This is a genomic window from bacterium SCSIO 12741 (genome assembly GCA_024398055.1).
Taxonomy (GTDB): Bacteria; Bacteroidota; Bacteroidia; order Flavobacteriales_G; family Salibacteraceae; genus SCSIO-12741.
This window is the reverse complement of the sequence record CP073749.1, coordinates 610,987-624,062: the sequence shown is the minus strand read 5'-3', so window position 1 is coordinate 624,062 and position 13,076 is coordinate 610,987. Positions and strand designations below refer to the sequence as shown.

The 13,076-nt window shown below is 44.1% G+C and carries 10 protein-coding genes; all 10 read right to left on the bottom strand.

Features of this window, described 5'->3' with window-relative positions; genetic code table 11:
• Positions 1-250 precede the first annotated feature (250 nt).
• Positions 251-1,621 carry a T9SS type A sorting domain-containing protein gene (locus KFE98_02695; GenBank protein UTW63081.1) on the bottom strand — a complete coding sequence of 457 codons (1,371 nt, stop codon included), beginning with the start codon at positions 1,619-1,621 and terminating at the stop codon, positions 251-253.
• Between the two features lie 231 nt (positions 1,622-1,852).
• Entirely contained in the window at positions 1,853-2,374 is a 522-nt protein-coding gene (locus KFE98_02690; protein UTW63080.1) for a TlpA family protein disulfide reductase, read from the bottom strand.
• Between the two features lie 83 nt (positions 2,375-2,457).
• Complete coding sequence (locus tag KFE98_02685; GenBank protein ID UTW63079.1) at positions 2,458-2,871, bottom strand: hypothetical protein; 414 nt, start codon at positions 2,869-2,871, stop codon at positions 2,458-2,460.
• 117 nt (positions 2,872-2,988) lie between these two features.
• Complete coding sequence (locus tag KFE98_02680) at positions 2,989-4,752, bottom strand: efflux RND transporter periplasmic adaptor subunit (protein UTW63078.1); 1,764 nt, start codon at positions 4,750-4,752, stop codon at positions 2,989-2,991.
• A 1-nt stretch (position 4,753) separates the two neighbouring features.
• Positions 4,754-5,989: a TolC family protein gene (locus KFE98_02675; GenBank protein ID UTW63077.1), complete on the bottom strand. Its 1,236-nt coding sequence runs from the start codon at positions 5,987-5,989 to the stop codon at positions 4,754-4,756.
• Positions 5,986-9,786: an efflux RND transporter permease subunit gene (locus KFE98_02670; protein ID UTW63076.1), complete on the bottom strand. Its 3,801-nt coding sequence runs from the start codon at positions 9,784-9,786 to the stop codon at positions 5,986-5,988. Before KFE98_02670 ends, KFE98_02675 begins: the two co-directional genes overlap by 4 nt.
• A 99-nt stretch (positions 9,787-9,885) precedes the next feature.
• Positions 9,886-10,305, bottom strand: a complete 420-nt coding sequence (locus KFE98_02665; protein ID UTW63075.1) for a hypothetical protein — start codon at positions 10,303-10,305, stop codon at positions 9,886-9,888.
• A 129-nt stretch (positions 10,306-10,434) separates the two neighbouring features.
• Positions 10,435-11,163, bottom strand: a complete 729-nt coding sequence (locus KFE98_02660) for a cation transporter (protein UTW63074.1) — start codon at positions 11,161-11,163, stop codon at positions 10,435-10,437.
• Between the two features lie 72 nt (positions 11,164-11,235).
• Positions 11,236-11,802 carry a helix-turn-helix transcriptional regulator gene (locus KFE98_02655; protein UTW64624.1) on the bottom strand — a complete coding sequence of 189 codons (567 nt, stop codon included), beginning with the start codon at positions 11,800-11,802 and terminating at the stop codon, positions 11,236-11,238.
• Between the two features lie 118 nt (positions 11,803-11,920).
• The gene (locus KFE98_02650; GenBank protein UTW63073.1) at positions 11,921-12,442 is read right to left on the bottom strand and encodes a DinB family protein; all 522 of its coding nucleotides are present in this window, start codon (positions 12,440-12,442) and stop codon (positions 11,921-11,923) included.
• Between the last annotated feature and the right edge of the window lie 634 nt (positions 12,443-13,076).

The window sequence follows — 13,076 nt, the reverse complement described above, 5'->3', positions numbered from 1 at the left end:
AAATCTTGTCAATCCCGTCTGCCAGTGCGTGGACGGGATTGATTTTTAATACCTAAAACGGATTAGGAGATGAAAAAATGGAGTGCTGAATGAGAAGCATTCTACACCTCTTTTGGTCCAAAAGAAAAGCCCCGTCATTATCCGACGGCAATCGGAAGTTGACAGGGCCTTTGTCCATGTGGATGTCAGGATTAAGCTGGAATCAACTTAGTTTGATACTCACAGGGAGGATTTAAGTAAAAGTTAAAGTCTACTGCTTGATAATCTTACTCCTCGAGATAACGGTATTTTCCTGGCTAATGGTAATTACAAATAAGCCAGACTCTAAGGTGCTAACATCCAGAGTTTGTCGATAATCTAATACCTCTAAGTTCTTTTCAAGGACCGTTTGCCCATTTATATGAGCCACCGTAACGGTTAGATTCTCCAGGGATTGATCAGCTTCAATATTCAAAAAGTCTTGCATAGGTGCAGGATAGATTTTGAATTCCACTTGCTCTGCATTTTCCTGGATTCCGGTATAAGCAAATTGGTTGTGATCCATTCTAACAAATTCCTTGTTAAGCTTATCTACATACCAAATGCGTCCATCCGGACCGATTCTAATGCCCATGATATACTTGTTGGGCACCGTTATTTTACCCAGGAGTGGAAAGCCACTTTTGGTGATGTCGTAAACCAGAATTTCTCCTTTACCATGGTCCGAAACCAATAGGCGATCATCGGTTACATCCAGGCCGCAGAGTAGGGTCGCATCACCACTGGAGATGGTTTCATAAGTCACCCCTTCTACATCCACATTTTCCGCCAACCTTTCAGGTGCCGAGATGCTGGAGGCACCTTTAACCTGGCCTGATGTAATGTCCATTCTCAAAATTTCACCGGTACCGTTGTTGTTGATATAAAGCCATTTTTTGGCTTTGTCCAGAGCCATATGAGAAGGTGTCATTCCGGAACGTTGTAGGACTACTTCCTGATAACGTCTTACCCGGCCATCGTCGTGCCAGGAGTTTCCGGGGCCATGATCAATCGCAAAATCATACATAACCGGATGACGGTATTGTCCATCAAATACCCAGTATTTGTTATCGGTTTCCCAGGCAATCCCCATACAGTGTGGGCTGCCATGAAGCATATCCAGGTGACTCCCGTTTTTTCCAGGTCCCGGATCTTCAGCATAAATGGTTAAATCAGACGACCATAAAGAGGGACCGGTAAACGGTGGTCGTGCACCATTAGAGTGATTCGCATCAAATACTCCCGGCGAACTGCCCCAGGAACCATTGGTGCCAAAAGCCAGAGCTGTAGGTAGAGACATAAAATGCCAGGCGTTTCCGTCCACCTTAAAAATGGCTTTTTGATTAGAACCTCCCACATTTTGATAGGTTACCGTACTCCCTCCGGTGTTTTCGGTACGCATATTAATCACCCACCACTCATCGGGTTGATTTGGGTTGTAATCCAGATCAACGGGACTATCCAAACCATCCGCCTGAACGCCGATTTTGGTAAAGGTTATTCCCTGTGGGTCATTGAGGTAATCATCAATGTGAAAATTTTGCCCCTGAGCGTAACCAAACGCGAAGAGCACTAGTGTACAACAAGTTATTTTTAGATTCATAATGAGTCATTTTCTTCGTTATTAATTAGTTCCAGATCCATTTTGCAAACAGGACATTGCGTAAAGGAATCGTAGGTTTTATCACCCTCACAAAACATCGGACATTGGTAGGTGCCAGCTACAGCATCATGACCATGTGAGTCATTATTGGAATTGAAGGTGAAGGTGCAAGACATCATCGTAATAAGACCGAGCCCCGCCATTGTTTTAAGAATGTAGTTTGACATAGCTTTATTTTTGTGCGAAATGCTCCTCTAATACTCCTGCAATCTTGTCCTCATCTCCGGGATTCATGGAGTTCTGTTGCCAAATGATCCTACGGTCTCCGTTCAAAACAAATAGGTGAGGAGCCGCTGTTACACCAAGCTTTCTTTTAAGGTCAGCATTGGGATCCAGATAAAGCTCATATTCCCACCCATTTCCATTGTAAAGCGGGACCACTTTTTGGGTATTTCTGGAATCATCAACAGAAATGGCTACGATTTTTAATCCATATTGCTCTTGCCAATCGTCGTAGTAATCTTCCATAATGGAGTTCATACCATCCAATGAATGATGACACCAGGTAGCCCAGATAATGACCAGAATAGGTTGCTGATCATTGGTAATTTGATCGGAGGATACCTGGTTTCCTTGGGGATCAAAAATGTCGCAAGATGGAAAAGTAAAAGAGGAGGTCGTTTCTGTTTGGCCCAATGAATAGAGCGACCAAAGCAAAACACCGCATGTATAAATTAGTGATTTTACAATCATAATTAAGATTTGAAATTCATGAATGAATGACCGTCCGGAAAGGAATTCCGACGATCGGTTGTCAAAAAATCAAATGGGCGCGGCTATAGACGAAAGACCTGAATCAGGGAGTAGACCCTGGGCATCAGGTAAGGGGGCGAGGAACCCCAAAATTGAGAAGTTAACTTTCGATAAACGTTAAACAACTCTGGACTCGAAACAAGAAGGGGAAAGGTGGCCGAAACGAAGGAAGCTGGTGGATGAGAGCGAAGCGGGATTCGAACCGTTTCTTCCGCATCAATCAACTGATCAATCTGCTGGCAACACTGATTTTTTATCTTGTTGGACGAGGGGCAAAAGCCATCTGCGGATTCCATTCCGCAATCGGGTGCGCTCTTTTGTATTCCAATGCTTACCAGCTTATCCCCACAATAGTGAGCGCTTATTTTCCAGTTGATCGAGGAGATCAATATCAGGAACGTAAGAACAAAGGAAACGAAAGCTTTTACCCGAGGCATACTTCAAATATAACAGATTTATAACTGTAGGGTTGGTAGATCAAAGGGCACGAATATCTGGCGTTTAACTCCCATTTTGGGTAATCTTCCTGAGGCCGTTTTGTGCCCATTGAAAACTTAAATCTTCTGTTTTACTGATCCGCAGGTAAGCATATCCTGACCGAAATAGGGATTTTTTACATCCTCCCCCTTACTGATCCAAAAAGCACCTTCGTTATTACTGGCCATGGGACAGTATTGAATGTAAAGTGTCTCCTGAAACGGACCGAAAGACTTAACCAACTCTACATATTGATCGGAAAGGAGCTTGAACCCTTGTCGCGTCTGATCCAGGTTTTCTGCACTCGAAACTGTTTTAAGGGCTTTCTCTGCTTGATGATTGTGCTCCATCCAGAGGTTATGCGATTCACCTTTGAACAAATTCATACTAACGCTGCTCATTTGGTTTTGAAGTTTAGCAGAGGTGGATTTCGCTTTCTCAAGATCATCATTTACCAGTGCGTTTTTTAAATCCAGGTAGGCATCGATGAGAGCGCCCAGGGTTTGTTTGGCTCTTTTGTTTATGGCCACAGTCTTGGCATGTTGAGCGGGTTGCTGGGCGGCTTGATCAGACTTTTGGCCATGATTGTGTCCTTGCGAAGTTGGACCACCTGCCGGGTTCATCATACTTGGTTTTCCGGCGAGTTGAGCTGCAGCATCGATACTAAAAGTACCATTTGTGGCAATCTCTTCACCTTCTTCAAGTCCCTCCACAACGATGTAACCATCTCCTAAAGCGGGACCAAGTGTAATTTCCCGCATGGCAAAACTCACTCCGGAAGCCTGATTTTGTTTTACATAAGCTACCGAACGCTCACCCGTCCATAGCACGGCGGATTTGGGTATGATTAGTTCTTCGTTCAGTTCCTTAATGGGACTCTTTGCGATACCCACAGCAAACATGTCAGGTTTGAGTTTCAAGCCTACGTTGATTAGTTCCAACCTCGCGGTAGCAACCCGGGTTTTAGGATTGATTATTGGATCAACGAAAGTGATTTTACCTTCAAAAGATTCACCCGGTAGCGATTGGATACTAAATTGTACTTCGTGCCCTTCTTTTATCCAGGGTAGATCACTTTCGTATATATCAAACAGAACCCAAATTTTGGATAAGTCACCTACTTCGTAGAGAGCCTGGCCTTTCTTGATGTAATCGCCGAGGTTGACTTTTTTGCTCAGAACCACGCCCGATACATCCGCTCGTATTGGAAATTGTTCCTGAGGTTTTCCAGTCCTTAGTATCTCGTCAATTTGTTGATCTGTAAGTTTCCAATTGAGTAGTTTACCTCTGGCGGCCTGGTACAGTTCGGGTTGTTCTGTTTTGATTTTGAAGGCCTCAAAAAGTTCTTCCTGGGCCGTTACCAATTCGGGAGAATAGACAAAGGCTAAAATCTGATCTTTGGAAACCGATTCTCCTGTAAAGCTGACCATGAGTTTTTCAATACGACCCGGAATATGTGTGGATTGAGAGTACACCTTTCGTTCATCCAATTTTACTTTGCCATTCATTCGTACCTCTTTTACCGGTTTTTGCCTGGTTAGAATGGAAGTTTGAATGTTGGCCAATTGCATCGCCGTTGGCGACATCTTAATATCCATTGGATTATCTTGATCCGAGGATTCTGAATTCAATGGAATTAAATCCATTCCACAAATGGGGCATTGGCCCGGTTCGGGTCGCTTTATCTGAGGATGCATGGAGCATGTCCAGGTGGTTGATTCCGAGGATTCCTGGTGTTCATGTACAGGTTGTTCGGTGGTGTTGCCAAAGAGCAACCAGCCTATGAGAATCCCAAGAATGAGGGTTCCTATTGCCGTATAGATTGTGTTTTTATTTTTCATCTCATTCAGATTTTGCCGTTAAATAATCGAGCTTGGCTAAGGCGGTGTAGTAATTCTTCAAAGCCGACGCTTCGGCGATTTGATAATCGAGTAATTCCTGTTGCATCCGGAGGACTTCTTCAAAATCTTCTCCTGTGTGGCTGTAGGAGGTAACTAATAATCTCTGCGCCTGATTGATTTGACGGATTTGTTTTTGATAGAGCGCTATAAGCTGATATGCCTCGTCCAACTCGTACCAGAAAAGCTCATAGGAACTGAGGAGTTGATTTTCAAAATCCTTTTTGGAAGAGGCTATAGCCAATTGAGTAAATTGGGCTTCCTGAATAGCGGCCTTGTACTTACCCCTGAATAGAGGTAGGCTCATGGTTACCATAGGCATCAACGCATCTTTGCCGTTATCGGGAAGGTTAGATTGCCCTTTACCTACAATTACATAATCCAAACCGATACCGAAATTGGGTGAACCCATTTTTCGAGCAACATCTTCCTGAGCTTGTGCTGAAAGCATCTTCAGGTTATAGGCTTCCAACAGCGGGTGTGCCGTGAGCAGGCTATCCCTTCTATAAGCCATTTCCACAGTACGTAGGGATATTGAATCAGGAACAAAAACTGGAAAAGTATCTGCTCTGTTTAACAAGGAGTTGAACCTTGAACGTAAAGGGGCTTGTTTGGCCTGCAGAAGTCTGATTTCCGTATCCGTATTCTCAATCAGTATATCGACACGGATGACGTCTACCATACTTCCTTTATCATTCTTAAATCCTACCGTGGCCAGTTGCTTATAGGTGTGAAGAATCTCCCTGTTTTTCTCTTGCAATCGGAGTGTTCGATTGACTTCATAGAGCGGATACCAGGCTTCCTTTACCTTAAAGTTCAATTCGTTTCTGGCATTTAAGAATTCCTGGTACTTTGATTCTGCCAGGAGGGTAGCCATTTCTCCTTTGGCCCTAAGGGTTCCAAACCAGGGAAACATTTGAGACAAACCTATTTTGGCTTGTTGTGGACCCACCCTTGTTTCAACCGGACTGATGAAATAGCCAAAAGACAACTGGGGATCAGGCAGGGTATTGACTTGGGCAACCCGTTGCATAGCTGCTTCAAATTCGGCATACCTGGCCTTGAGCCCAGGATTATTTTCAGCGGCTAATTTTAAATAATCCTCCAGGGTTTGCGCAGGTAAGACTCCTGATAGGCACACAATCAGGATACTGAGAAAATATTTGCTGAGTGTGATCATGGCGTTTTTTTATTGAGTTTTCGTTCTTCTCTCATGCAGTAGAGTACCGGAACGATGAAATAAGTAATGCAGGCTACGACCATTCCTCCAAAAGCAGGAATCGCCATGGGAATCATGATATCCGCTCCTCTTCCCGTGGAGGTTAGTACCGGGAGAAGCGCAATGATGGTAGTTGTGGAGGTCATAATGGCCGGCTTAATTCGTCGCTGACCAGCTTTAACCACAGCGGAGCGTATTTCAGGAATTGTAGTAGTGGTGTTTTGGGCAATGCTCTGGTCGAGGTAAGTACCCATCAGTACACCGTCATCAGTGGCAATTCCGAATAGTGCAATGAAACCGACCCAAACCGCCACGCTCAGGTTGATCGGATGGATTTGAAACAGGTCCCTCATATTCGTTCCGAATACCGAGAAATTGAGAAACCAACCTTCTCCATATAACCAGAGCATCACAAAGGCACCGCTAAAGGCCATGGCAATACCCGTGAAAATCATAAGTGAAGTACTCACCGATTTAAACTGAAAGTAGAGGATCAAAAAGATGATGGCAAGTACCACGGGTACTATAATGGACAGTCGTTTTTCTGCACGAATCTGATTTTCATAACTCCCGGAAAACCGATAACTCACCCCGGTAGGGACCACCAATTCGCCCTGATCTATTTGGGTTTGAATGTAGCGTTGCGCATCTTCTACAACATCTACCTCCGCATAGCCCTCTTTTTTGTCCAACAAGACGTAGCCGACCAAAAAGGTGTTTTCGCTCCTTATCATCTGTGGGCCTCGGATGTATTCAATATCCACCACCTCAGTTAAAGGGATTTGGGCCCCGGTCGGGGTAGGAAGGAATATCTTCTTAAGTTTTTCAGGATCGTCTCGTAGCTCTCTGGGATAGCGTACCCGAACGGGAAAACGTTCCCGCCCCTCAACAGTAGAAGTGATTTTAGAGCCTCCAATAGCAATTTCAATGGTTTGTTGAACGTCCTCAATGTGAAGTCCATACCTTGCGATCGCCTCTCGATCTATATTGAGATGGATGTAGGGTTTGCCCACAATTCGATCGGCGAAAACAGCCTCTTTTTTGACCGATGGAACTTCCTTTAGGAGCCGTTCAAGCTTCATCCCAAAGTCCTCGATAGATTTTAGATCAGGGCCAAACACCTTAATACCCATTGGCGCTCTCATTCCCGTTTGAAGCATGACCAATCGGGTTTCGATGGGCTGTAGCTTGGGAGCAGAAGTAACGCCGGGAATTTGGGTCACTTTTACAATTTCCTTCCAGATATCATCGGGGCTTTTAATATGAGATCGCCAATTGCGGAAATATTGTCCTGATTCATCGGGGATCAGATCATCTCCTTCTATTCCCTGGTTGAGGGCATCTTCATTGGAAAGAGTGTCTCCCGAAGCCAAAATGAAGAGGTTGTCATCATTTACTTTAAATCGAACTCGACGGCCTTTTTTGTTCAGCTTGTATTCGGGTTTGTAGTTGATAATGTTTTCATACATAGAAATAGGAGCAGGGTCCAGAGCTGATTCAACTCGGCCCATTTTTCCCACGGCCAGCTCCACTTCCGGTATATTGGCCAACAGCATATCCAGTTGCTGAACCACCCGTTTGTTTTGCTCAACACCTGCATGGGGCATAGAGGTAGGCATAAGCAAATAGCTTCCCTCATCCAGGGAAGGCATAAATTCCTTTCCTATTCCCGGAAACGAATGACTCAAACCTGACCATACGGACGTGGACCGGATTGGCACATCCAGCTTGTCAAATCCACGGGCGATAAAACCAAATACTCCATCAAAACCCATCCAAATAACCGAAGCCCATAGAATGACTAAGGTGGGCAGGAGTAGAAACTTCTTTTTGTGGGCCAGGCACCAATTAAGAATTTGGGTATAGTTGTGCTCCAGGAGGTAGAACGCACCCAAAATTCCGGAAACGAGCAGACTAACAAAAAGGAAGTTCCACAATAGAGATTCACCAGCTCCCAAAGGCATCCAATAATTGGCCAATATCCAGGTGATGGCTAGCACAGTAATCAGGGAGTAAAGGTTGCGGGTAACAAAGTTTTGTTTCGGGCTGTATTCTGAAATAAACCAGGCCGTAGCGAACATCATTAGAAATAGACCACCCCAGGTGCTGACCCAAATGGCGATAATTAATCCCCCAGCCAGCAAAAGTGAATTGAGCAGTTTGCCCTTGGCATTTTTTTGAAGTTTGAAACCAAAGATCCAATGTGCCAAGGTGGGTAATATGATCAAGGCTACCACAAGCGAGGCTAACAGAGCAAACGTTTTGGTAAAGGCCAAGGGACGAAATAACTTGCCCTCTGCAGCCTCCATGGCGAATACGGGAATAAAACTTACGATGGTAGTGGTTACCGCAGTCAAAATGGCCGAACTTACTTCGGCAGATGCCTGATAAATGGTATCAATTAGTTTTTGCCCAGGCGGAGATTCTTTGAGGTGTTTGATCACATTTTCGGATAACACAATCCCTAAGTCAACCATCGTTCCTATGGCAATGGCTATACCAGATAAGGCCACGATGTTGGCATCCACCTGAAAGTAGCGCATGGCAATGAAGACCATTAGAACAGCAATTGGCAATAAGCTGGAAATGAGAATCGACGCTCGTAAGTTGAGTACCATAACGATGACGACCAGAATGGTAATAAGGAGCTCCAGGGATAAGGCTTCCTCCAGAGTGCCCAAGGTTTCATGGATGAGCTGAGTACGGTCGTAGAAGGGAACAATGGTCAACTGACTTTCTACTCCATTAGCCAAGGTCTTTTTAGGGAGCCCGGAAGCTATTTCCTGGATCTTTTCTTTTACATTTTCAATGACCATTAAAGGGTTAGAACCGTATCGCGCAACGACTACACCGCCAGCTACTTCTGCACCATCCTTGTCTAACAAACCTCTGCGTGTGGCTGGCCCCAAGGTAACCTTACCGATATCCTGGATGCGAATGGGAACATTTTCGTGGACAGCCACCACCGCTTTTTCCAAATCTTCGACAGACTTAATGTAACCAATGCCTCGAACCAGGTATTCCACTTGATTGATCTCAATGGTTTTGGCTCCCACATCTTTGTTCGACTTTTTAACCGCCATCATTACCTGGTGCAAGGGAATCCCATAAACCTTCAAGGCATCCGGATTAACGTCCACCTGGTATTCCTGAACAAAGCCGCCTATGGAAGCCACTTCTGAAACACCGTCCACGGCATTGAGTGCGTATTTGACATAGAAATCCTGTACGGTCCGGGTTTCGTGTAAATCCCATCCTCCGATAGGGTTGCCATTTTTATCCCGCCCCTCAAGGGTATACCAGTATACCTGGCCCAAGGCGGTTGCGTCCGGACCTAACGAAGGTTGCACGCCCTCCGGGAGTAAGCCGGCCGGCAGCGAGTTTAGTTTTTCCAGAATTCGCGAACGCGACCAGTAGAAATCGATGTCCTCCTGGAAGATGATATAGATGCTGCTAAATCCGAAGATGGAGCTGCTACGAATGGATTTGACTCCGGGAATTCCTAATAGGGAAGTGGTTAGGGGATAACTAATTTGATCTTCAATGTCCTGAGGAGATCGGCCACTCCAAGGGGTAAAAACGATCTGTTGGTTTTCTCCTATATCAGGAATAGCATCCACGGCTACTGGATCGGAAGGGAGCGCTCCGATTTTCCAGCCGAAGGGGGCGGTGATCAGACCCCATCCCACAAAAAAGAGGATGATGATGAGTGTTACTAACTTATTCTCAAGGAAGTAACGGATTACTTTGTTTAACATGACATACCAATACGATGAATAATAATTGGGTTTTGGAACACGATGGTTCCAGTTTCTGCAGCAGGATTGGTGCAGACTATTAGAGAAATGGTATGTATCCTATAGTAGGAAGGACTGAATCAGAACGGGGATGTCCAAATCCAGTAAAGGCGGGAGGTAGTTTAAATAAGCAACTTCCGCCGAATTAGTATACAGGTAGAGGTTGATGTAGCTGATGACAAAGGCAGCAACCCATTTTAGCTGCTCTGGCAATACTTCTTGGGAAGAGGTCTTATAGCTATCTTCAATTCCAAGCTGTAGGTATTGATTTTCGCAACATTTTTTGGATAGGGTTGTCGATGAAAACGGATGATTTTCACAAGAAGACTTTTGTAGGTTCATTCCACAGCTTAAGTCTTCCATTCCAATTGAGATGCTGGCTTTAACCGCCTTTCCGCCGCAATAGTGCGTGGCAAAGGTGATTCCCATTTGAGAAGCCACAAGTATGACGGATAGAAATAAGGCAAGAATTGTTTTCATCTGCTTCGACAACGCTGTATTGCCTGTTTTGTTTTAGCTCTTCTTCAAGAGGACTTATTTTGTCAAAATTAGAGATTTTGAATTTTATCTCCCTCAGCCCGAATGAGTCTACAAGTCGTAAGGTTTTGTTTACATGATGATTAGCATCCAGACTGCCATGCCCACCATGGTTAAATCTTCCACGACAGTAACTGTACTCATGGGAAGGTTGAATACATCACCTAAACAGGCACATTTTATTTTTTGCTTGTTCAAATTGCTTTTTATTACCCCAATACTGCTTATTCCGAGAATGATAGCTGTAGCCAGGTTGGTTTCAAAAGGAAACATATTCGTTAGATACAATAAGCCGAGCACCAACTCGACAAAAGGATAGATATACCCCCAGCCATTCCATTTGGCTGCGACCAGATCATACATTCGGTAAGAATTGGCAAACCCTTCCAAATTCAAAAGCTTGAAAAAGGAAAACACGATAAAAAATCCAGCCATAAAATACCTCATCCAAAGCATTCCCGAGAATTCTTCAAAGGGATATTGAACAACCATGCTGATTCCGGCGACAAACGACACGATCAGAATAAGCGGTTTATAGGTGAGGATAGATTTCTCGGGTAGATCGACCTCTACTTCGTTATGGGCAGGTGGGGCTATTTCTTGAATGGTGTAGCTACCTGCGGTTTGCAATTCATTTTGCAGTTGTTCAACTGGTATTTCTTTCGTTGTGGTAATGACTCCTTGAGGTGTATCCAATTGAACTTGAGCGGAGATAACTCCGGGTATGCGCTCTAGAGATTTTTGAACCTTGGCAACGCAGCCTCCACAGGTCATTCCGGATATGGTATACTGTTTTTGCATAATGATACAAAGGTCCTCACTATGCCGCGGGAAGGTGTTATACTATTCAGAGGGAATGTTGTGGGATTCAGACTAAATCTTGTCCAATGATTGATGGCCAGGCGTTCTTAGATCTTTAAACGCCGTTGGGGTCATTCCGGTTTCCTTTTTGAATTGGGCGGATAAATAAGCTACGCTACTAAAGTTGAGCTGATGAGCAATTTCGTTGAGGGTGAATTCATCGTAGAAAAGAAGCTCTTTTACGCGTTCCATTCGCTGGGTAACCAAGTACCTCTCCAGGGTTTTACCTTCCACAGAAGAAAACAATTTACTGATGGAGGTATAGTTGATATGGAGATGTTCGGTTAGGTAGTCCGAGAGTTTTTGAGATTCCGAATTATCGGCACGAACATAGCTTAAAACCAACCGTTTGATCTGATCGATGAGTTGTGATTTACGATCTTCCAACAGTTCAAATCCTGAATTCATTAATTCAACACGAAAACCTTCTCTCTCCTCTTGGCTTAAGTTTTTTTGCAGCGTAACCTGCCCAAGTTCCACCGAAACATAGGGCAGCTGCAGTTCTTCCATGATTTGAACGACGCGTTGAATGCATCTGGGACACACCATATTCTTAATATGCAAATACACGAAGTTCATGAGAGCAATAGGCTTCCACAAAATTGTGAATTATTCAGTTTATATCGGATTGAAAGTATTTGCTCTCAAGTTCAAGACTTGTCCGTTTTGTTGGAAAGAATGATTTCCGGTTTTCAAATCAAGAGATCAAGGGCATATATCGTTCCTTAATCACTTTGAAATGATGAATTTGATGGGCCGTTATCGTCAAGCCAATGGCAGATAATGGCATTTCATATTCAAAAAATACGCAGTTAGTCTCGAGGATTTCCGAATTAAAGGACCTGAACATCGCCATGGTAGATTGACGAACGATTCGAAGTTCCTCTACTAATTGTTCTATCGGTAGTTCATCCGCATTGGAATGATTGCCCATGATTTCCTGATCATGACCTTCCGGTATGCTTCCTTCTCGGCGGGCAAAGAGTATGGCTCGAAAGCACCAGATTCTTTCCCAGTCAATGAGGTGCTGCAGTATGCGGTTTATAGTCCATTTGTCAGCTTCGTATACTTTCAAACCTATGCGATTAAGTTGGACTAAATCCAGTTCATCAATATGATTCAGGCTTATTTGCAGGGCTTCTTCGAGCGGTGTATCGCCGTTTAACTCCAAAACGTATTTTAAAAACTCAGGGTCCTTTTTTACTTCTTGATTTTTCATGAATAATTCTATTCTAAATGGATTTAAGATTTGTGTGATAGAGGGGCCAAATGGGGCAAGATCAAAACCTCAACACACGATATTATGGATGTAATGAAACAGGTACGGAAGAGTATCCGAACCAAGAAGAATTAGTCGTTGATCCCGATGAGGGGAGACTAATTATTAGACCACTATAAGTTTTAGAATCACTTTCAAAATGAGAATCAATGGTGATTAGTAAAGGTAGCTATTTTTAGAATGGCTCGCCTCCGCTTCAATTTCCAATCCCTTTTATCAAGTGGGATTGGGGGAGCATTCAAGGAATTTTGATGAATGCTCATAGCCTCCAAAAGGGGATCATTTTTTAGATGTATCCGGCAATCGCCAAACCAGCAAACTTTTCGAGAGGTCAGAATCGTTTGACTGGTTTTAGGAAGGATCACATAGGCTGAATCTCCGTGATGGCTTGACTCGGATTTTAAAATCGGTCCATGGACATAGAGGGTGTCCAAAGATTTGTTTTGAAATTCATAGCGGACCATGACCACTTGGTCTCCAATGCATCCGGACAAGACCAAGGCCGCCAAGAATACCGGGAAGAGTTTCATCCTTCTTTTTTCCGATTGGATGCAAAGTTCTGGCCAAAGTTTAT